This is a genomic window from Actinospineispora eucalypti (assembly GCF_039543365.1).
GTDB classification, from domain to species: domain Bacteria; phylum Actinomycetota; class Actinomycetes; order Mycobacteriales; family Pseudonocardiaceae; genus Pseudonocardia; species Pseudonocardia eucalypti.
On record NZ_BAABJP010000052.1, the window covers coordinates 297221 to 321191 of the forward strand.

Genomic DNA, 23971 nt, shown 5'->3' on the forward strand with positions numbered 1-23971 from the left:
ATTCGAGGCGTCGGCTTGTACTCCGAGTGATGGATCCAGCGCACGTCATCGACAAGACCCGGGTCTCGGATCTGGCTCAGGATCCGATGCGGCAGTACCCCGGCGGCGGCGATGTGCCCGGCAAGAGCAGCCGCGAGCGGCAGCGCCACGATCAGGACGGCGGCGATACCGATCGCCGCGAGGACGGCGCGCAGCACGTCCTCCACATTGTTGGTGCCCTTGTGGTTGATGGGGAAGGACTGCTCGTTGCTCAGCAGTGCTCTGGCTTGGCCCAGCAGCCGCCGAAGTGGGTCCCTGGATACGCCGCCGGGGTTGGTGAGGGCGTCGACCAGCTCGAAAGCCGTCGGGGTGGGGGTGTAGAGGTGGGCACCGGGATGAGCGTGTTGCCGGTGATCTTTCGCCCGGGTCACGATCAGCAGGTGCCACAGCAAGATCAGCTGGCTGCGTACCACCTCGACCGAGTGGCCGGACAGCATGCGGTGGAACTCGGGTGGGGTAAACCCGGCTGGGTTGGCGGTGACCGCCCGCAGGAACGCCAGCGGCGCCCTCGAGGAGAGGGTGATCAGTTCGGTGAGCCGAGGGTCGGTCGGGTGGCGCAGGGCGGTGATGCCGGCTTCGACGTCGTCGATGCTCGCGGGCCGGCGAGCCAGGTCGGCGAATCGTTCGGCCTCGGCCCGGTAGCCGGTGTGAGCGATCCGGGCCGGGTTGGCGAGGTCGGCGAGCAGTTCGCGGGTCGAGGCGGTGGCGTGGTACCGCACGCCGTCTGCGTCGGCCTCCCGGGCAAGCAGCCGTAGGTCAGCCAGTGCCTCGAGCCACTCAGCGTCGCCGTCTTCCTGAGCGAATCCATTGGGTGCCGAGGCGACGCGGTGCAGCAGTGCCCACACCGAGTCGTCGCTCACGTCCTCGGGCAGCGCGGCCAGCTGCGCGTTGAGGATCGTGTCCACGTCGGTCACCAGCGCGATGAATGCCGCGGTGATCTGGAGCGAGCGTTGCAACGTCAGCTTGCTGTCACGGAGCATCCCGGCGAGCCGCCACAGCGTGTCGTAGGTGTCCGGGTTGAGGTGGTTGTGCAGGTCGTCGAGCGCGTGCCGCAGCCGCTGGGTGAACAGGGTGGTGGCGTAGCGCATCGGGGCGGGGCCGGTGGCGCTGACCAAGCCAACCTCGACGAGCGGCGGTACGCGGTGATTGACTCGGCCCGCCGCGGGTCCCGCGTTGGCCTTCAGCTCGCTACGTCCGATGCCTTCGGTCTCCGGGCCGGGGGTCGTGTCGAGCAGGTGGCCGACCGAGCCGGGAGGCGTCAGCCGGGCGGTGCCGGCCAGCGGGCCGCCCGCGATCTTCCCCATTCGCTTGAGCAGGTCTTCGAGGTCTCGCTCGACGGCGCCCAGGTAGTCCCTGCTGACCGGACCCATCAGCAACGCGGCGAATGCCCGCATCACCTCGAGGTCTTCGCCTCGGTGGTCGCGGAGGTCGTCGATCGAGGCCAGGATCGTGACCACGTGGTCCGGGACCAGGTAACGGTCGGAGTCCAACCACAGCACACCGAGCCGGGCCAGCGCGGGCAACCACACCCGGAGTGCCTGCTTGTTGAGGTCCGGCAAACGCTCTTCCACCTGCTGGAGGGCCAGGCCGTCCGGGTGGTCGAGCAGCAGCTCCAGCACCGCCCGAACCGAGTTGGCCGGCACCAGGTTCGACACCGGCTCGTCCGCCAGGCCCAACACCTCACGCACCGCCACCGCGAACTGGTGGGCGGGCAGCCAGCTCGGGGTGAATTCGGCATTCGGGGCCAGCCGGCGTCCAACCAGCGTCAACGCCTCGCTCGGCCGATCCGGCGGGTAGCCGCTCGGGTCGTTCAGGTAGCCGGCCAGCTCGGGCAGAAGCTCCGAGGCTCGGTAGCGTGCGTACCAGCCGCCGTTCGGCAGCGGCACGATCGTCCGGACGACCAACCCGGCCCGACGCAACACCAGCAGCCGGTCATCGATCGCCATCTTGCCCAGCTCCGGGAACCGCTCGACGAGCTCCCGCCGGGTGACCCCGTCCGGCGTCGAGGCCGTCGCCTGCAGCAGCGCCCACAGTCGGTTCGGCAGCGGTACGCTCATGGCGGCCGCCACCCCAGCAACGGTGCCGGTCAGGTGAGACGCGACGAGCACGCCGATCGTCGCGCCGACGGCGAGGGCGACGAGCCCGGCGGCGATCAGGGCGACGCGGCCTGCCTTTCCGAGCACCGGCCGGTCGGAGCGCTCCCGCTCCGGGACCATGGCCCACAGCAAGACGACCACGACGACCGCCACGAACAGATGACCGAACCCGGTCTGCGCGGCGTGGGCGGCGATCGGGAGGCCGACGATCCCCGGCAGGCGCGTAGGCCCACGGCCGTGCCCGCCTTCATCGGCGGAGCGGCCGCGACGGCGTTCGGCGAACTCCTTGGCGGTGATCTGGCCGCTGGCCAGCGCCATGGCCACAATGCGTGGTTCCAGGCCGAGCCGTCGGGCGATCTCTTCGCCGTCGTGCCCCTGGCGCCATTCCTGGACGACGCTCGGGGTGACCGCTTCGGCGGCCGCCCGGTCCTGCACGGCGCTGAGTCGGTTGGCCTGGGTGAGGTTGCGGTTCGGAAGGCCGGCGTGTTTGAACGCGCCCTGGATGCTGCTGCGGGCGGCCCCGGTGTAGGCCGCGATCAGGTAGACGCTCCAGCCCCGCTCGTGCAGGCGCCACCAGGTGGCGACCGGCTCGCCCAACCCGCCGATCCGCTGGGTGGGCGCGGACGCGTCCGAGTCGGTTGCCGGCGGTTCGACCGCCGTGGCCGGCCTCGCGCGTTCGGTGAGATCGATCCGGGACGGGGCCGAATCCGCCAGGTCGAAAAGCGCCAGCCGAGGCCCCCTCGGGTTCTCGTTCAGCTTCGCCACCAGGGCCGACCGTGCCTCCGGCCAGCTGCCGCCGAACCGGTGGCGAATCTGGCTGTCCGACGGGATTCCCTCCCGCTGCCACTCGCGCCACTGCTGGTAATCGGCCTGGGTCAGCTCACTCGGGTCGACCCACAGGTCGTTTGCGGCGGCGGCCATGTCGGCGAGTAGCTGGTCGTCGGTGTAGTGCCGAGGCAGCGGCGGCAGGCCCACCGCTCGGAGCGCGTCCTGCCACCGGCCATGTTCGGCGAGGACGGTAGCTCTGGACGGCGCCATGCCGTGGGCGTCCCAGTCATCCACGGTCGGTGACCGGCCCAGCGCGATGGCCAGGTCCCACAGCCTTGCCGCGATCGTCGCCGGGGCGAACTCCCGCTCGTAGTCCGGGCTGTGCTCCAGCGCCGTGCGCTGCTCGGGCGAAGCCGGCCGGCGGACCTGGTGCCGGCGCGCGTCCGCGCCCGACCGCCGGGGCAGGCCGTACCGTTGCAGCTGGTGCTTCAACCAGCGCGGCTTGACCCCCGCCAGCTTGGCTGCGCCCGGCAGCGGCAGCGGTGTGCCGTCGCTGCCCCAGTACAGGCCGAAACCGACCACGGCCGGCTCGGGCACCCCGAGCGCCCGCAGCCGCGCCAGCACCGACTCCAGCAAGGCCCGGTCCTCGGCCAGCCGCGCGACCATCTCCTCGGTGATCTCGGCGCCCACCGAGGACGCGGGCCGCAGGTGCGGCATGGCCTGGTAGACGGCGTCGAGCGCGGCGGCGGTGGCGTCGGTCTGTGGCGCGTCGGGGTGCAGGCGCCCGCGAGAGTTCAGCAGCGCGGCCAGCCGGAGCAGCGACGGATCGGTCTGGTCCGGCTGGTCGACGGCCTGGTCGAGCGCCTGGAACAGCCGCGCAAGATCAGGTGCCGGACGGTAGAGTCGCGCGCCGCGGCGGTGGCCTGGGCGGTTCTCCGGGCCGCTGGTGAGCAGGCCGAGGGCGACCAGGCCGTCCAACCGCCACTGGCTGCTGGGCCTCGGTTGTCCGGTGGCCTCGGCGACCTCGCGGGCGGTGAGACCGGTCTTGGCCGCTCGGACGGCGTCGATCGCCGTCCGAGGCGAGTCTGGGGCCGGGCTGGTGGGGACCGCGATTTCTTCGGCGACGGGTTCCTCGGTGGGCAGGACGAGCGTGCCGGCGAACGCGGCGCGGTACTGGCCGGTGATGGAGTGGCGTTCGGCCTCGTGGCCGGCCCAACCGTCTTCGGGGTGGGCGGCCGTCGGGTTCGCGGCGTGCCGGTTCTCGTGGTCGGTGCTGAGCCGTTCCAGGTACGCGCGGACGGGTTCGGGCAGCCGGTCGATGGCCCGCTGGACGTGGGTGAACCGGATCCGTACGGGTCGGCCGATGTTGTCGAACACGGTGTAGTCGAGGATCTCCCGGTGCGCCCGCGGCAGCCCCTCGCGGGCGAACAGCGCCCCCACCTTTGCCCAATCGATCAGCACGATCTCGGCGGCGGCCCGCCGCTCGGCGGGCAGGCGGGCCAGGAACGGCCGCATCGCGGCGAGCACCGCCCGGTGCTCATGCTCGTCGTAACGCCGCCAGGTCAACCCACCACCGGCGTCGGAACGAATCGGACCGCCGTGCATCCGGCCCGAGGACCCGCCACCCGGCGGCCCTCGCTTGATGATCACCCAGGCGAGCACCGCGATCGCGGTGACGGCCGCGGCCTTGACCAGCGGCGGCAGCGTGGAAGTGAGCACGGTGTGCACACCCCACCCGGCGAGCCCGGTCACGCCGAGCCCGTAGGCGTTGCCGCTCACCCAACGCCGGGCACCGGCAAGCGCGGCAGCGGTGTTTTGTCGGTTGGTGACCAAGGTGATCGCGAGGACGAAGGTGGCAACACCGGTGACCGCGATTTGCGGGGCGAGTGCCGCCCACTGGGCGAGTGCCCAGGTACCGGTGGCGATGAGCGGTGCGATGAACTTGCCGACCGCGCCGGCGAAGCTGTTCGCGGTGTCGGCCAGGTCGGCTTTCTTCTCCTCGCCGCGTTGCGTGAAGTACAACAGGATCACCGCGGATGACCCGGTCGTGATGCCGGTCGAGGCGGCCTCACCCAGGTTGGCCTGGGCAAGGACCCCGTAACCGTGGACGCCGAGTAGCTGGGTGGCGAGCACCGTCAGGCCACCGACGGCCATGAGCGCGGCCATGGTGGCGACGAAGGTGGCGGGGGAGCGCTGCAGGAAGTCGCCCTCGCCCTTGGCGGCGAACTTGCCGACCAGCCAGCCGACCAGCGCTGGGCGGGGAGCGGTGGGAAGCCCACCGAGGTAGGTGCGGACGTCTTGGACCAGCAGCATCCCCAGGGTGATCACGCCGCCGGTGACGAGGCCGTAGCTGGAGAAGAGGTGCATCCACCCTGGGGCGTTGCCGAGGGCAAGCTCCCAGAACGCGTCGAACACCGCGATGGTGGCTTGGGTGAGCGCGTTGGTCAGGGCGACCATGCGCACATAGGGGTCTTTGAGCATGGACAGCGGACCGGAGAACGGCTTGTGTTCCGGTCTGGCCCGGTTCAGCGCTTCACGCGGGGTGGTCAGCCACATACCGAGTGCCGCGACGCTACCCAGCACCGCGTAGAACCCGGCCGCCGTCGCCAGGCCGTGGTGTTCGAGCAGCCAGGCCTGGGTGTTCACGATCGCCGGGATCAGGATGGTCAGCCCCAGCACAGCTAGCCCCAGCAGGGTGGAGGTGAAGATCACCGGCTTGTCGCGGTTGGCTTCGCGGCGCAGCCCGGTGGTGTGGCTGATCCAGGCGACGATGAGGGCGATGGTCTTCCCGAACGCGGCGGCGGACAGCCCGAGTATGAGCGCCCCGGCCAGCGCGCCGGGCACCCCGAACGGGAGCATGAACATCGTGGAGCCGCCGGCGCCGGCCAGCAGGGTGGCCACGAACAGCCCGCGCCGGGACAGGTAGCCGAACCAGGTGGCCACGGCGAAGAACCCGACCAGGTAGCCGGCGAACGCGAGGTTGAACAGCACCCCGTCCGGTAGCGCTGGCACACCGTGCGCAAGCGCTCTCGGTGTGTACAGGCCGCCGAGGAGCGTGGCCATCGCCAGCGTGGCACTGGCCAGGAACAGGATCCGGTGCGACAGGCTGATGCCGCTGGCCCAGTCACGGATCTTGCGCGAGGGCAGGTCGGCGGACCGGGTGCGCAGCGTGTCCAGCCGCTGGCCCCAGGTCGGTGACCAGAACAGCCGGACGAACGAGGTGGCCGAGAGCGCCGAGGCCGCGGTCCCGATGATCAGCGCGGGGAGGGGCCGGCCGGTGAAGGCGAGCAGCTCGATCGCCACCTCGGCGGCCAGCGCACCGGTGGCGAACAGCCGGACCGCCCGCTGCGGGGACAGCGTGGCCGACCAGTGCGTGAACACCGTCCACGAGTCGGCGACGAAGTGCCTGAACAGGCTCCACGGGCCGGTGTTGGCCGGTGTGGCGCCGCTGGCGTCGGGTGGGGGTCCGCGCTTGAGGATGTAGGCGAGCACGAACGCCGACAGCGCGGCGAGTATGCCGCCGTCGACCATGGTGGCGGTTGGGTTGGCCAGCCACATCAGCCCACCGGCGGCGACGATCATCGCCCCGTCGTCGAAGAACACGGTGATCCTCGGACCCGGCATCTTGTGAGCCGGGTTGAGGATCTCGGCGCGGAACGAGTGGTAGGCCTGATAGCCGATCGCGGCCACCATGGAGGCGATGGTGATCAGGATCGCACCCTTGAGCGCGTCCCCACCCCACGCGTCGGCGAGGTAGCCCTGCCCGCCCCAGTGTTCGGGCACGGACAGCCGGATGATCCACGACCAGTGGCTGACGTGGAAGATTCCCCAGGCCAGGAACCGGCCCACCCGCCGAGGCCAAGAGTTCTCGCTCGGGTCCTTGGCGTTGCGGTCGGCGGCGGCGACCCTCGGGAGCTTGTGGGCGAAGATGAACCCGAAGTGCGAAAGGCCGAAGCCGAGGGTCTCCAGGAACGCCCAGGTTGTCATGTCGGCGGTGGGGATGTTCGCGTGCAGCGAGATCGTGAACGTGATGGTGTGCAGGAAGACCATGCCCAGATACATCCGGCGGGCGCGCGCAACCCGGTCGAACAGGTCACCGGGCAGGGTGTTGCGCAGCGTGGAGAGCACGGCGCGGTTGAACATGCCCAGCGTGGAGGCCAGCGGTAGCACCAGTCCCCACACCGGTTGGGCGGTGATGGCGAACGCCCCCGCCGCCCACCAGGCCAGCCAGACCGCCGCCACCGCCGGCGTGGGGGCGAATGCCTTGCGGTGCGCGGCCGCCCACAGCAGGAAGCCGAGCGAGGCGGCCGAGGCCAGCGCCCACCAACTGGTGTACCGGGTAGGCATGAGCTGGACGACGCCGTACGTGGCCAGCGCCCACTGGCCGATGACCGCGGCGACCTTCTCGTACTTCCACGCCGCCTTCTTGGCGGACCGGGCGAGGTTGGAGCCGGCGGCATAGGCCACCGGTCCGGACATGCCGACGGCGATGGCGATGAGCGCCGGCCAGCCGCGCGGTAGGGCGAGCTGAGCGCCGAGGAGCAGGAGGGCGACCGAAAGGTCGGGCAGGCCGCCGATGTGCTGCTTGGCCCAGGTCGTCAACCGGCCGCCGATCTTCGCGGGCAGCACGGCGGCGCCGGTGAACGTCAGCATCGCGGCGTCCAGGGCCGCGAAGGTGACGTTGACCCAGAAGGCAAGTGTGCCGGGGTCCGCCGCCGAGGCCAAGGACACGTGGATCACCAGGTGCGCCGCCCAGGTCGCCGGCATGACCTCCGCGATCAGCTGCTTCACCCTCGGGGTCAGGGCCAGCACCAGCAAGGCGACGGTGAGCAGGCCGCGCACGGTGAACCCGGTGAACCCGGTGGGCATGGGCCAGGTCAGTGCCAACGCCACGGCGAACACCCCGAAGGCGGTGGCCCGGCTGACCGGCGTCCACAGCCCGTCGGCCACCGTCCGTGCCACCGTGGCGGCGCGCTCGAGCACCGGTGACCTCGCCGCGCCCCACGGGACGGACGGCGTATAGGGGTCAGCTCCCGAGCCGGCCATCCCGGGTGAGGTCCGCACACTCACCGGCCTCGACCGGCGCGGCACAAACACCAGGGCGAGGGCGGCGGTCGCGAGCGCGATCATCGCGGCGGGAAGCAGCAGCTCCCACGGCAGAGGGGCGCCGGGAGCCGGCGGCACCCGATACGGCGGCAACGAGAAGGAGGGCGACGTCGCGGGGGCGCTCGACGGGGGTGTGGCCCAAGGCGTCGGCCTCGGCGTCGCGGGCGCGCTCGGGCCGGGGGATGGCGGCACGGGGGCCGGCTTCGGGTACACCACGATCACCCGCGGGTGCCTGATCCGCTCCGTGCTCCCGGCGAACACCAGGTTCGGGTGCCTGGTGTGGCGCAGCACCTCCCGGTAGTCGCGCGCGGAGCCGAACCGGACGACGTAGACCTTCCACCGGTTGTCGCCGCGCCCGAAGGTCCAGTAGATCCGCGTCCCGGGCTTGTACCACCAGTACACGGTCTTGCCGGCGACGGACTGGTTCGGGCTGGTGAAGCGGTGGTTGTTCGCGGCGTTGAACCGGTCGAAGTCGCGGCGCGGGATGCCCAACCCGTGCATGATCGTGCTGACCTTGTCGGCGGGGGCGTCCTCGGTGGCCTTCGCGCCCTTGATCTTGACCTTGTACAACGCCGGCGGGGGCACCGGGACGGTGCGTTGGGTACCCGTCGGGACGGAGGCCGATTGCCGCTGGTCGGCGATCGCGGTGGTGGTGAACCCCGGCGTGGCCGCGAACGTGATGGTGGCGAGTCCGAGGACAGCGCCGACGCCTGCCAGGCGCCGATATGGCTGCCCTGCCCCAAGGGGGCTCACTCGCCGGTCGGCGGGCGGCGGTGCCCTGCTCCGCCGGCCGGAGGCAGCGGAGGCGATCCGGTCGGTTGCGGCGTCGCTCAGCTTCAGCGTGAACGGCGGCACCGCGATGGCCATCCCGGCGTGGGCCAGCCCGGCGGGCGCACCGACGGTCAGCGCAAGCAGCGCGACCGCCCCCGCCGCGAATGCGGTCACCCGGATTGCCCGGATCACGCCGGCGTCCGGAAGGTGCGGGCGCAGCCACTCGGCCAGCCGCATGATCAGCCTGGCCAGCCACGGCGGGCCGCGTGCGGTGGCGGGTTCGGTGAGCCGCTGAGCGGCCCAGCTCATGGCACGGGGCGCCAGCCAGAGAACCAGCTCGATGGCCGTGGCCGCGACGACGACCGCGAGGCCGTAACCGTGGTTTTCGGCCCCGGCGCCCACCTTCGCGCCGATCACCACACCGACGCTGGCCAGCGACATGCGCCGCGCCACCCAAGCCGAAGGTTTGAATCGACGTGCCGCTCGGTCGGGTGCCGCCGCATTGGCCAGGATCCCGAGTGACGTGTCGCCGTCGTGGTAGTACACATATCCGAGCTGGCGGACGTTCGGCCCTCGGCGTGGCCCGTCCTGGCCGTTCGAGCCGAGCCAGAGCTCGTTGTTCGTACCGCGCAGGGCGGCCGGCAGCCGGTGCAGCTGTGCCGAGGTCAGCGGGAACGTCCGCTCGATGAGGTCGCGGACCAGCTCAGTCGCCAGGCCCTCGGCGAACGCCTCGGTCTCGTTGTGCGCGGCGGTCCGGCTGTCCATTCCCGGATGCAGCGGACGGGACACCCTGGTGGCGAAGCTGTGCCGGGCAAGCGCGTACTGCTTGCCCTCGGCGAGCGTGTGGGTCAGCTGTGGCGCCACGTGGACAAGTTCGTGCCAGAGCACCAGGCGCGCGGCGATCGGCAAGGTGTCCGCCGGACCCGCCGGGATACCGAGGACGCTCAGCGCTCGGACCAGCCGGTATGCCTCCCGGTAGATCATGTGGATGGAGACCCTCATGCTGAGTCCGTGCAGGCCCCGGTTCGGGTAGTCGCTCGGGTACGTGGTCGCCGCGGTCAGGCCGGTGGTATCCCGGTAACCGCGCCGCCGCACCTCGTCCAGCCACGGCCGAGCCTGTTCCAGCACTTCGCGGCCGCCGGGCAGCTCGCCGATGAGCGATTCGAAATCGTCGATCGCCGCGAGGATCTGAGCCCCCAGCGGGTCCTCGCCGGTGATCGGCGAGCGCCCGCCGAGCCGCCACGCCACCAGCTCGCCGATCCGGAAGTCAACGGCGGCCTTGGCCACCCGCCAGGTCTGGTGACGCGTGAGCAGGATGGTGGGATCAACGGGCAGCTGGGGGAAGTCCGCGTCGCCCGGGGTGTTCTCGCTCGGGGCGAGCGCTCGCCGATGGGTGAGGACGCGTCGCCGGGTTTCCGCCAGTTGGGCACGCAGTTCTTCGGTGCGCCAGCCGTCGGGGTTCAGCCACCAACCCCGCTCGTGGAGCCGAAGCTCGTGTTCGGCTTTCTTCAGCAGCCCCAGCGCGTCTTCCCACTGGGTCGGGGACAGCGCGGCCGCCCGCTCGAGGTAATCCCCGGCCCGCACCAGCCGGCCCTCGAGGGTCTGCCGATACTCGAAGGAAAGCCGCGTGCCCTCCTGACGTTCGCGCGCCGCGCGCAAGGCCGCGACCCCACGCCGGGCCAGCACGGCCACGACCGTGACCACCACACCCACCGGCAGCAGCGCCGACAGCGTCGACGGCGATACCGCGACAGTGGTGGTCGCCGCCGCCATCGCCGGTACCGGCATGAAGACCACGGCGGCGATCACCACCACGATCGCGGCCCGGGCACCAGCGCGCGTGGCGGGAGGCGGCACCACCATGGCGAGCCCGATGGCGGGAGCGATCAACATCACCAGCAGCAGCCCGATGTTTGCGCCCAGCGCGATGATGGCGAAGCCGAGCAAGACCTTCTGGCCTCGGGTTGAAGCCGCCCCGCCAAGCAATCCGGACGGCTCGGCATCGGGAGAGCGCCAGGCCTGACCCGCCGTACGCAGGATGATCGCGATCGCGGCGGTCCACACGAGGACCGTCGGCGCCCAATCCGGGGCGCCGAGCGCGCCGAGGGCGACGCCGAGGCCGGTGCCGGCCAACATCTGTTGGCGGGACGTCACGGACGGCCGGGGGGTCGGCCGCTGAAGCTCCTGCTCCGTCTCCCTGATCTGGGCCAACGCATCGTGGAGGCGAACGGCCAGCGGCAACGCGAGTTCGGACGAATCGTCCTTCGCCGAATCGAGCATCGGCCGCAGTAGCTCCGTCGCCTCGTCCAACCGGACTCGGGCGGTCTCCGGCGCGTGCCGCGCCGCCCGCCGCGCGGCAGTGATCCGCTCAGCCGCCTTGAACAGCCGTTGTTCCGGTGTCAGCGGAGGTAGAGCAGCGGCGGCGGCGTGGCCGGCAACCATGACGACGGGCGGCGCGAGCACGATCACGGCGATCAGCAGGGCGCCGGCCAGCGCCCACTTGAGCACGCCGAGGTTGCCCAGGTGGTTCCACATCTGGCCGAGCGCGTCCCCGAGTCGCTGCCGGACCGGCGGCGCGCGGGCGTCGTGGCCGGTTTCCGGCGCGTCGGGTCGGGTCGCGTTGGCCGGGGCCGTGTGTTGGTTGCCTGATGTGGTGCCGCCGGATCCCTCGTCGCTGGTGGTCGCGGTGTGGCCGTTGGCGCCGGCTTCCGTGTTGGCGGTGGTCGCGGTCGGGGCCGATCCCGAGCCACCCTTGCCGTCGCGGTCGTCGCCGTCGTCGTCGCTGGAACGGGCCTCGTCGACCGCCTCGCGGTAGCGGGCCAGGTGCTGTCGGGCCTGGTCCTCGGGCAGGGGCAGGGCCTTGACGAGCTCGTCGGTGGTGGCCGCGTCGGCGATCACGGCGTCGCGTTCCAACGCCCACTCGGCCTGCCGGGCGCGCAGCATGTGCCGGAACGTCTCGGACGTGGCCGCGCTCGCGTCGGGTATCGCAAGGCCGTTGGTCAGCGCGATGAGGCCGCGCTGGAGCCGCGCGAGCTCGAGCAACTCGATCACCAACCGCGCGGCGTTGGTCAGGTTGTCGAAGTCGCGCAGCTGTTCCCGGACCCGTTCGACAGCGGCCGAGGCCGAGCCGAGCCGCTGCCAGTACAGGCTGGGTCCTCCGGCATCCATGTTGATCCCGAGCTCGCCCAGCACGCGCACCGCTTCGTCGGCGAACCAGAACCGGCGCACCGCCGAGCCGGACCGCGGATCGCCGTAGCCGATCTTCAGCGTCAGCTCGAGCTGCCGGCGGACGTCCTCGCGCGTCTGCAGGATCGCGTCTTCCCAGGCGCTGAGGGCGGCGAAGAACCCCTGGTGGGCGCGTGCGGACGCCACCTCGGCTTCGATCGTGGGCATCGCCTCGGCCAGCCCCTCGGCCGCGGCGAGGGCATGCTTCTCCTGGTCGGTGAACGGCGCGTCCGCCCGGAGCGCGTCGCGCAGTGCCGCGTCGAGCTCCCACCGCTGGCGTACCAGGTCGTCGACGAAATCGGCTCCTTGCCACCGATCGACTCCGTCGACTCGGGCGTGCACCAGTTCCCGGTACGCCGCCAGGAGCCGCCGCCACGGCGCACGCCGCTCATCGCCCATGGTGTCGCTCTCGGCGAGCTCGATGATCACAACCAGGAACGGCCGCTCGGTGACGTGTGTGTGGGACTCCAGCGCCTTCTCCCGTGCGAGCATCGCGACGAGCAGGTCCGCCCTGGCGGCCTCGAGCCGCTCGATCTCCGGCCCGGTCTCGTTGGCGAAGAGGTCGCCCAGTGCCACGCCGAGCCCGCGCAACGCCGGATGGTTCGGGTCTTCCCGCGCAACCTTCCGGCCGGGGTCGGCCAAGGCCAACCGCAGGTCGTCGTGATCCATCGGGAAGCCGTCGAAGGGCAGGCCCACCTGGCGGGCGGCGGTGAGGAACGGCGCCCAGCGGACCAGCGTCTCCGCGACGTCTCGCAGCTCGGCCCGCTCGGCCTCCATCGCGGCGGCCCGGATGGACCGCAGCAGCTTCCCGGCGCGCAGTGCGGCTTCGGCCCGGGACCGGCTGGCCGGGTCGAGTGGCGGCAGCAGCGCCATGGCGCCGAGCGCGGCGGGGGCGGTCAGGGCGACGGCCACGATCACGGTGGCGGCTACCGCGGGGAGCAGTGACCGCAGCCATCGTGCCGCGCGGCTGGTCGGTGTGGTGCCGGACAGCCGGTTGCCGAGTCCGCCGCCGTTGTTGGGTGGGCCGCGGATGATGATCCAGGCGAGCACGGCGATGGCGGCGATCGTGACGATCTTGATCGGGAGCGACAGCGCGGAGGCGTAGCTCGCGTAGCTGGCCACCGAGGCGATCGCGGCGATGCCCAGGTCGCGGGCCTTGCCGGCGTGCTGGATGAGCCGGGCCGGGGTAGGTCGGGTGGCTTGGTGCCCGCCGGCCAGCGCGGCGCGCAGGGCGGCCAGTTCGGTGTCGTCGAGCTGGAACTGGGCGATGCGCCGTTTCCGGATGCGCTCGCGGAAGGCATCGACGGGGCGCACGAAGTGGTCGTATGCGGTGCCGATGTCGTGGATGCCTCTGGCGTGCAGCTTGGTGATGATGTGCACGGCCTTGAGCGCGCCGAGGATGGTGTCGGAGTCCTTGGTGTGGGCGGCCAGGGTGTCGCGCAGCGGGTTGGTCAGTTCGTCGAGGGGCGCGACCCGAAGCCGGGCGGTGAGCTCGCCGATGAACACCCCGAGCAGCACGACCGGGATGGCGAGCAGGGCAACTCGCTGGTCGGCGCCGGTGAGGAGGGCCTCGGTGGCGTTGTGGGCATCGGCGGCGGCCAGTGCGGTGGTGCCGAGCGCGAGCGTGGTCAGCAGGTTGCCCAGGGGCGGAGCGCCGGCTTGGGCGGCCTTGTTGAGGCTTTCCCCGGTGCCGCCCTGGACCCAGGCGTTCGGCGGGATCTGCGACAGCGACTGGAACAGCGAACCGGCGACCAGCAGGGTGAACAGGGTCCACAGGTTGGGCCAGACCATGGTGATGAGGGCGAGCGGAATCATGGTCAAAGGCAGCCGGGCGGCGGTCTGCAGCAGGGTGGCCTGACTGAACGGCTGGACGGTGCGGTTCTTACCGAGGCCGGCAGCGCCCAGGACGAGTCTGCTGATGGCGCCCTTGCTGCCCAGGAAGGCGCGCATCTTCTTCCAGCTGGACATCATGATCAGCACGGTGATCGTGCGAGACACGAACAGGGTCAGCCCCGCCACGGTCGCCTGGACGTGTTCACCGGGGGTGTTGAGCCCCGCCATCACGTCCAGCGCGCCACCGACGCCGGCGTAGAAGTACCAGCCGGAGACCAGGATGTTCATCGGCGCGGAGAACAACGGGCGAAGCAACCCTCGAGGAGTGCCGAGGAGCTGATAGACCGCGCCGACCAGCATCGCCTTGAACGGCGGCGGGGCGCGCGGCGCGGCGGTGGGGTCGGGGTGGCGCATGGCCAGCCAGGCCAGGAACGTCAACCCCAGGGTGAACGCGGCGGCGCCGACCATGGTCGCGGACAGGCCGGCCACACCGATGCTGATCGTCAACAGGAACGGAAGCACGATCTGGTGCAGCCGGAACAGTGACTGGTACTGCCCCTCACGTTCCGCGCGTAGCTCACCGGTCAGCGGGCTGACCTGCCACATCTTGGCTCGCCACTGCCCGGTGGACGCCCGCCCGACCGCGATCATGAGCAATGCGACGACGAAACCGGCGACGCTGTGCGTGACGGCGATCAGCAACAGCCCACCCGCGGCGACGACCCCGGAACCGGTGATGGACCAGGTGCCGCGGATCAGCCGGTCACCGGCCAGACCGGAACCGGCGGTCATCCCGATCGTGCTGTAGCCACCGTAGGTGCGGCTGTCACCGGTGACGGTCTTGGCGTCCGTGCTGTAGTGATCAACAAGCGGGCTGGTGTTGTTGGAGCCCATCTGATACAGCGCCGAGGTGTAGCCGTCCCAGGTGGCCACGAGGTAGTGCACGACTACCGTGAAGCCCTGGTCGTAGTAGCTGGCGGCGAAGTGGGTCAGCCCCACCGAGCGACGTGCGGCGGCGGCACGGCGGCCCGCTTCCTTGGCCGCACGGACGATCGCCGCGTTCGCCGCCTTGTAGTCCTTGACCCGCTCGGCGGAGGGCTCGGCTCCGCTCTTGCGGGTCGCCACCAACTCATCCCGGATCAGGTCACGCGCGGCGGCGGCCTCGCGCACCGGTCGCAGCAGCTCACGAATCGTCGGCCGGTCCCGGGTCTTGGCGGGCTTGAACAACGACAGCGCCCGCAAGAGGACCTGGCCCAGCACAACGCCCGCGTTGTCGGCGGGTGTGTCGGCGGCGGCGAGCCCACCGAGGCGTTGCAACACCGCGACCGGGTTGGCGGCCAATGAGTCCACCAGCAGCAATGGGTACCGGTGGCCGTCGGCGCCCAGGGCACGCAACATCGCGGCCACATCCGGGGGCAGCCGATAGGCCCCCTCGGCCTCGACGAGCAAACCGGCCTTACGCAGCTGCTCCAGCAACAGCCGCGCGGCGGCCTCGTCGCCGCGCAGTGCGTCAACCCGGTCCTCCAACCACAGCGGAGGCACCACGGACAGCCGACCCAGCTGGGTGGCAAACCCGTCACGCACATCCGCCGGGGTGAACGACGGATCGCGGTCACCGGTCTGGACGGTGATCCAGGTCAGGATCGACCACAACGCCCACGCCGGGGCCGCCGCCAGATCCGGCGGATCGGCGAACGCGTCAAGCCCAACCCGGCTGATCTCCGCGCGACCAGCGGCCCGAGCCCGCCACCGCAACCAACCGAACAACACCACCAACACCGCGCCCGCGATGGTCGCCGCCCACTTCAGCTGGGACACGAACCGCGCCCCCGCGCCCGGACGCGCCGCCGACTCCCCACCCGAACCGGGCCGCGCCGGAGAGGCCGACGCCGACGAGCTCGGCCGAGCCGACGGCGAAGCCGTCGGGCCGGGCGTGTGCGAGCCCGACGCGGACGGCCGAGGCGTCGGCGAGGCCGACGGGCCAGGTGTCGGGGTGGCGGGGGGTGTCGGCCCGGGCTCGGGTGGCCGATGCGGGAGCACCTTCACCAGGTGCGGGTACCTGATCGGTATCTCCTGCCTGGGGCGGATCAGACCCGGTGTGCGGACGTGGTTGCGGGCATACCGGTAGCCGCGCACCGTGTCGAGTTGCTCGGCGAACACATCCCACAGGTTGTCGCCCGGCTGGACGACCACGCGCTGGTCGGGATCCCACCAGACGTACACGGTCTGGCCGGCCACCGACTCGTCGACGTCGGTGAACCGGCCCTTGTTCGCCGCATTGATCAGACCGAAGTCATCGGCCCGGAAGCCGTAGCGGGCCATCAGGGTGCGCAGATCATCGCCCGGCAACCCCTCCGTCCTCAGCTTGAACAGCGGCTTCGGCGGATCCACCCGGTGCTCGGCGCCGGCGGCGTGCTGGCTTGCCCCCGCCGCCCTGTCCCCGCGCGCCGAGGCGTCCATCAACGGCGAAAGCACGAACGCGAGCGCCGCCAACACGATCGCCACCGCGCCCGCGGCCCGGCCGATCGCCCGGCCCGGTGGCGACCGGGACCGACGCTCGAGCGGAGCGGCGCTGGTTGGCCCGGCACCCGAGTCCCGCGACACGAGCCACCACGGCGGCACCACCATCGCCGTGCCGACGGCGAGGACCCCGAGCCCAAGTGTCAGCAGCTCGGTCCCGACCGTGACCATGGCCAGGACCTCAAGGTGCAGCGGGCCGTACACGCCCTTCGCCAGGAGCGACGGACCGGCGCGACCGAGCGCCACCGAGATGGCCGTCCAGATTCCGATGACCGCCGTGCTCACCACGATCAGGACGTTCACCGTGTGCAAGGCCGCCGGGTGGTGTGGGCTCATGGCGGCGAGACCCATGCCGAGATACACACCCACAACGGCCGTCACGGTCAGGCTCACGACGGTCGTGACCACCTTGCGCGGCGGGTCGGTGCGTCCGCTGTCCGCTCGGTCCCCGTCACGCTGTTTCCGGCCGGGCAGCACAGCAGCGGCCAGCCACGCGGCCAGGCCCACGGCCGCCGTGACGAGCAATCCCTGCTGGACGACGGAGGCCGCGGTGGACCCACCGGCCAACGCGTGACCGACGTCGTGGGCGTGTGGAAGCATCAGCCCGAGGCCGACCATCCCCGCCGACGCGCCGCGGTTCCTGGCGCGGCGAACGAGGTGGTTGTCGTCCTCGCGGTAGTCGACCTCGAGGCCGGCGGCCGCTTCGGCGGCGGCCACGATGGCGTCGATCGCGTACTCGGTGTTGGTGCGCTGGTACAGCTCTTCCTCCAGGTCGAACAGCGACATCTCGTCCGGCCCCGACTCACCCCGGAAGATCTCTTCGAGCTGGTCGACCAGCGAGTCGGCTTCACCGGCCTTGTGCTGTTCGGCGGCATCGCGGACCGCGTCGATCCGTGCCCCCGAGGCGGTGGCCCGCTCGCGCAGACCGGCGACGTAGCCGTGGTCCGCCGGGAGGCCGTCGAGCGCGGCCCAAGCCGAGCTGAGCTGGTTGGCGGCGCCGTCCTGGTCTTCCAGGACCTGCAGCACGGCGACCCAGTTCCGTTCGGTGACCTCGTCGGGCAGGTCGGCCAGGGTGCGCTCGGTTGCGTCGAGGTGCCTGGCGGCCCGGTAGGCCGCGAGCTCGTCGATCTTCTGGCCCTGCTCGGGGTGCACGACGACCGGCGCGACCGCGACGGTGATGTTGTCCGGTCCGCCGGCCTCGAGGGCCAGGCGGATGAGCTCCTCGGCCGCGGCGAGCGGGTCGGCCATCGCCAACCGGAACAGCGTGACCAGCTCATCGCCGGACAGGCTGAGGTGGGCGAAGGCCCCGTCGCTGACCACGAAGAACACGCCGTTCTCGACGATCGGGAACGTCCGCACATCCGGCTCAAGGCCGCGACCGAAGCTCTTCAGGAGCATGTTCAGCGTCCGGTCGACGTGGCCGTCGTGGTCGGTGAGCAGCTGGACGCCGTTCTCGGTGACCCAGTAGACGGAGCTGTCGCCGAGCCACCCGACAGTCGCTTGCCGGCCGGTGATGAGCACCGATGCCCAGGTCGAGGAGGATTCGCCCACCAGCTCGAGCGCCCTGCGCTGGGCGGTGACGACCGCGTCACGGGTGCGGCGCCCGGCGTCGGTGGCGCCGATCGGGCCGTTGCGCTGTAGCTCGTCGAGCCCCGCGTCGGCGCCGGCCTGAGCGAAGTTACCGGGGTCGCCCCCGGCGAGGCTCACGCCGTCGAGCACGTTGAGTGACACATTGGCTTCGCGGCCATCCTGGGACTCGGCGGCGCCGACGGCGAACGCGTCTTTGTTGTCGGAGCGGTTTCCGATATGCGTTGCCGCCGCGATCCGCCGGACCCCGAGCGCGTCGACCCCGGCGACCTCGCCGCTGAAGTCGTTGCGATCGTCGGCTTGCGCCGAGCTCAGCCGCCAACTCCGGAAACCGAACGGCACCATGGCGGCCGCGGTCAGCGCGGGCACGCCGGCCAGGACCACGGGTGCGGCAGCCAAGGCGAGGAAGACCGCCAGCATCGCGCCTGCCCATCCGGCGCGCCGCCACGCGAGAGCGGCCGTGACGCCCATTCCGGCGAACGTGGGCAGACCCGCCGGTACCGCCGCGACACCCGTTGTCGCGGCGGCCGCCGCCGGCGCGGCCGCCAGCAGCACGGCCGTGATGCCGACGGTCAACGCGGCTACCAGGACGACGGCGCGCACGGCACGAGGGATGCCCCGCCGGGGTGCCCGGTGGCGGCCGCCGGAACGGACGGTCTTGCCGGACTCACCCTTCTTGCCTGCGCGAACGGCGGCGATGGCGAACATGAACGCGGCCGTGGCGGTGGCCGCGATGAACAGCGCCACCCCGCGCCATCCGAAGGGCGTGATGAGCCCGCTCCAGTGGAGGACGGCGAAGCCTCCGACGAACCTCGGGCTCACCAGCTGGCCGACCTGCTTGGCGAAGGTTTGCGAGGCGGCGGCCAGACTGCGTCGCTCCTCGGGGAGGTTCGCGTTGTTGATCTCCCTGAGCGCGGGGATCATGCCGGTGATCGCCGTCTCGGCGAGCGGACCGGCAATCAGGACGCCGGCGACGGCGAATGCCGGACCCAGGAAGGCGGTCCCCGCGACCAGCCAACCGGCGACGACCACGAACGCGCCCATCAGCATCACGGAGCCGCCACCGGAGTTGGCTTGCGGCGTCGGGGCCTCTTCTTCCTGCTCTCCGCTCCAGAGGCGCCGGTCGGCCCGGTATGCGCGGTAGTCCTTGATCAGCGCGATACCGACCAAGAACACCGCTCCGGCGGTGAACCGGTAGTCGGACAGGACCCCCCAGCCCGACCAGGCGTCATCGAGGACGAGGTGGATGAATCCGTCGAACGCGGCGACGGCCGCCCCGATGAACGCGAACACGCCGGCGACCAGCCAGGTGAGTCTGCCGTGCAGGCCACGCAGCGGGCTACGGAACAAGTCCCGCACGGCCGGGCGTGCCCGGTCACGTGGGCGCGCGGGACGGACACCGGTCTCCGCTTGGTCGGTCACCGAGGTGATGGCACGTTCAGACGGCAGCGCCACGGCCGCGAGCAGCGCGGTGACCGCCGTGATCGCTCCGGCCACCAACGCGGCCGTGCGCATGGGTGAGGTGTCGAGCAGATGGCGCTGCAGGTTGAGCATGGCGGGCAGCACCACCAGCGCGCCAAGCATGACAAACGCGCTGATGCTGGGCTCGCGGAACAACGGTGGCCGCTGCCCGGCCTGCCTGCGAGCGGCCCGCCGGAGCTCGATGGTGGGCCCGGTCCACTCGCTGACCAGGTCGGGCAGGGCGGTCCAGGCGATCGCGGTGAGCCCGAGCGCAAACCCGGCGAACTGGCCCAGTGGCCCGGTCCCGCCGGAGAGCGCGAGCAGCCCGTACCCGACGGCCATGACAGCCAGCGCGCCGACGGCCACGCCCCGGCGAGCCAGGTACGACCACGCCCGCAGCACCACGACCACACCGATCAGCAGCCCCAACGTCACGGACGGGTACAGGCCTGGAGCCACCACGGTGACCGCGAACAGCCCGAACACCGTGATCCCGTCGGTGATCGCGCCACCGATCCACAGGGTCCACCGGTAGGTCCAGTGGCTACCGCCGCGCCAGGTACCGGCCGCCTCCGCCTGGCTGTGCCCGTCGGCCTGGCCCGAGCCGGAACCCTCGGCCGGCGGGCCTCTCGGGATGATCACCCAGAGCAAGACCGCCAGCGCACCCGCGACCTGCGGGACCACCGGAACCAGCGCGTGCCAGTCCATGCCAGCGCGCCAGAGCAGGTAGCCGGCGACGGAGCCGGCGGCCGCGTTGAGCGCGGCGATGGCCGCCGCGATGAACCGGCCCCGGGTGCCGGCGATCAGGCCCGATCGCCGGTGCCGGGCCGCGGAACGCGCCCGGGCCGGTGGCGCGCCGCCGGCCTCGGTCGGGACCGTCCCCCGTGTGCCGGAGCGGCGGACGCCCTGGTACGACCCAGCGCCAGAAAGGCGGCGACCGGCGAGCACGACCGTGACCAGCGCACCGAGGCCGATGGCCGCCCCGCCGAGCGCGGCCCACAGGCCCACGCCGGTGCCCCGGCCCGGGCGCGCCGGCGGCGCCGTCGGCTGGTGGGTGGCGGGCGGGCTCGAACGCTTGGGTGGCGGCGCGGGTCGGCGCGGGCCCGGTGTGGCCGGGCGGACCTTGACCAGGCGCGGGTGCTTGATCAGCTCCTTGTCCCCGGCATGCACGATTGCCGCGTTCGGGTTGTGGCGCAGCACCGACCGGAAGTCCCGCATGACACCGAACCGGACGACGTAGACCTTCCACCGGTTGTCGTTGCCGTCGTCGGTCCAGTACAGCCGGGTGCCGGGCCGGTACCACCAGTACACCGCCTTGCCGGCGACGGACTGCTTCGGGCTGGTGAAGCGGTAGTCGTTCGCGGCGTTGAACCGGTCGAAGTCACGGCGCGGGATGCCCAACCCGTGCATGATCGTGCTGACCTTGTCGGCGGGGGCGTCCTCGGTGGCCCGCGCACCCTTGATCTTGACCTTGAACGGGGCCGGAGGTGGGGTGGGCTGGGCGTGCCCGGCGGACGCGGACGCGGCCGGAGGCTGGCGGTTGGGGTGCGTGTCGCGCGCGAGTTGCTGTGGCATAGCCACCACCAGGCCGGTGGTCAGCCCGGCGATTGCACCGGCACCGAGCAGCGCGCCACGGGCGCGGCCCCGGCCCTGCCGCTCGGGTCCCTCACGCCGCACATGGCGGCCGGCGCCATGGCGTGCAAACGGTGGGACCGCCATCGCCGCGGCGACCTGGGTCAACGGCACACCGAGCGCCACCGGGCCGGCCGGGCCGGCCAGTAGGGCGGCGGCGAGCGCGCCGAGCGCGATACCAAGGCCGAACCACCATGGCGGGGCGCGGGCGGCCAGGTTCGACAGGGCGCGGCCGGCAAGGCCGGAGCGCGCACCGTCCGCGCGGGAGAGCAGCTTCAGGACCACCGAGGCCAGCAGTCCGACAACGAGGACCTTCCCGTGGCCGGACTGACCCGATGCGGCAACGCCCACCGAGGCGCCGGCGGCCACCCAGACCAGCGCGTGCCCGATTGCCCTTGCCAGCTCCAGTGCGCGGGTCACCAGCCGTGCGGCACGCCCGAGCGCGTCGCGTAGCGAGCCGCCGAGCCGCAGGTACCCGGCGTAGGCCAGCGCGACGGCCGAGGCCGCGATCAGTACTCCGGCGTGGCCGGCCAGCCAGCCGCCCGGGTCGGCGAGCACGCCGTGCGCGACCGTCGCTAGCCCGAGCAGCACCGGTGCCACGTTGCGCAGCCACCCGCCAGGCTCGGTGAACCCAAGACGCTGCTCACGGTTCGCGCCCAGGTAGATTTCGGCACCGTCGCCGAGCTCGACCTGGTCGAACATGCCGACCCGCTCGTGATCGATTGAGATGTGTCTGCTTGGCCTGAAGCTGAGCAGGAACCAGGCCCCCTGGCCCTGTAGGTAGTAGATCGCGGCGTAGCTGTAGCCCGTCCGGGACAGCTCTTCCGCTCGGCTCAACGTCTGCCAGTCGGACACGAACCTACTGCCGGGCTCGACATCGTGGCCGGAGATGACAAGATGGCTGTCGGGGTCCAGGCCGACCAAATAGACGCGGTGGCGCTCCAGGAGGGTTCGGCCGCCGGTGGTATCCAGCGTCGCTGTCGCGCCGGGCTCGCCCGTGTGGTGCCCGGTTCCGGGTTCCTGGTTGCTGTCTTCGTCGTTGACAGCCGGCTTTGATCCGTCGCCGGTTTCCTGACCATCGCTCAAGGCCGTCGAGCCGGTGCCGGGACGGCTGTCGTCGCTGTCGTAGCGAGCGTCGATGGTGGCGACAGCCTGAGTGAGGCGTTCGTCGGTTACCTGGTCGCGCAGGTGGGCGAAGGTGGCGACAATCTGTTCGGGCGCGGTGCGGAATGGTGTGCCGGCGCCCTCGTAGAAGCCGTAGCGGTGTATCAGCTCGATGGCGAGTGCCGCAATGCCGAACGATCGGCCGCTCGCGTCGTGGGTGACCCGGTAGTCTGCCGAGCCCAGTGTTCCGACGTCGTCCTCGAACGGCGAGTCGACGAAACCCCGGGTCTGTACCTTCGAGATCGTGTAGGTGTGGCCGGCGATGATGATGCTGGTCAGGCCAAGCCTGCTGGCCGCGACCACAGCCGCGAGAGCGCGGTAGAGGTCCGCGTGGGTGAGCCCGAGTGCGTGCACCAGGTCGTTGTCCCGCGCCAGGGTGCCCAACAGGGTGTCCGAGTGGCCGAGGAAGCCGTTTTCGGCGTGGTCGCCGGGCCGCATCCGACGTTCCAGTTCCGCGATGGTGACCCCGTTGATCTCGGTCAGCCCCAGGATCAGGTCGGTGTCGTTGTCGCCACGCACCACGAAGCCGCTCGGCTCGGTATGCGGCTGGGACGGCATCGGGGACGGGGGCAGTTCGTCGGCCCGGGGCTCGCGGACCAGGTCGGCTCGCGCAGCGCCGGAGGGGTCGCTGGTCAGCGAGTACCGCACCCACCCGGCGTCGAGCCGCAGCGCAGGGACCTCATCGCCCCGCCAGTCGGGAGCCAACCCGACACCGATCAGGCGCGACTGGGCGAGGAGGAACCCAAGGGGTTTCGGTAGCTCGGCGTCATACGCCCGCTCGTAGAACTCCAGCAGCGTACCGAGCTGGTCGAGGACGGCGAAAAGAACGTGGTCGTCGTCGCCGTAGCGCCACAACCGCGCACCGATCCGCTCGAACCCGATCTCCGCCAACTGCGAGGTCATCGGCATGGACCGCCGGTTGTGCAGCCGCGCCACCAACTCTTCGTCTCGGACAGGCCCGCCGCTGTACGGTGAGCCGATCCTGAACACATCCGACCGGGAGATGCCGCTGCGCAGCATCGCGATGGCTGGCTTTCCGTCGAACTCCGCGGTGTCCACTGCGTCGATGGGTGCTCCGCCGCCGAGGGCATCAATGCCCCGCCTGGCCGAAGCGTAGATCTTTGTGCCCGTCGGGCCGTGCTTGACCAGCAACCCGGCCAGCACCGCGTACTCGTCGGCCACCACATCACCGTGGGCGTGAGCCACCGCTGCCGGGGTCGATCTCGAAGCCTCGCCGCCCTCGCCGTGCGATCCGTCGGCCGAGCTCGGCGGCGGCAGCGCCATCGCGCCCAGCACGGCCGCGTGACCGGACGTGACCAGTGTGATCGCCGCCGCGATCACCAAGGCCAGGTGCAGCGCGGCAACCGCTGTTGCGGCGACCGCAATGGCGCTGATGAGCGCCCCCTGGGCGGGGGCGTGCCCCGGTACCGGGCGGAGCTGGCGCAGTAGCCAGTCCCAGGCTTGTTGCCACAGCGGCGGGCCGCGTCCGCGCGCTTCGGGTCCGGTTGTCTCGGGCGGTATCGCGCCGGCCTCGCTCGTGTGGTGCCCGGTCTCCGGGTCCTGGCTGCCGCCCTCGTCGTGGACCGCCGGCTTCGGGCCGCCGCCGGTCTCCGGACCACCGCTCGACGCGGTCGGCCCAGAGCCGGAGCCGCCGTTGCCGGTGTCGTGGTCGTCGTCGGCATCCTCGAGCCAACGCTCCAGCAGTAGCTGGTTGAGGATCAGTTGCATGCGCAGATAGCCCGGCGGGCCACGGACCCGGATGGTTGCCG

The 23971-nt window shown here is 71.6% G+C and carries 1 protein-coding gene (only partly in view); it reads right to left on the reverse strand.

The window, feature by feature from the left end:
- Nucleotides 1–23930, reverse strand: partial view of an MFS transporter gene (locus tag ABEB12_RS35950; protein ID WP_345703441.1) — the 5' end (the start) only. Its footprint begins 37579 nt before the window's first position; 23930 of the gene's 61509 nt are visible here — the first part of the coding sequence; its start codon is at nt 23928–23930; the stop codon falls past the left edge of the window.
- Nucleotides 23931–23971 lie beyond the last annotated feature (41 nt).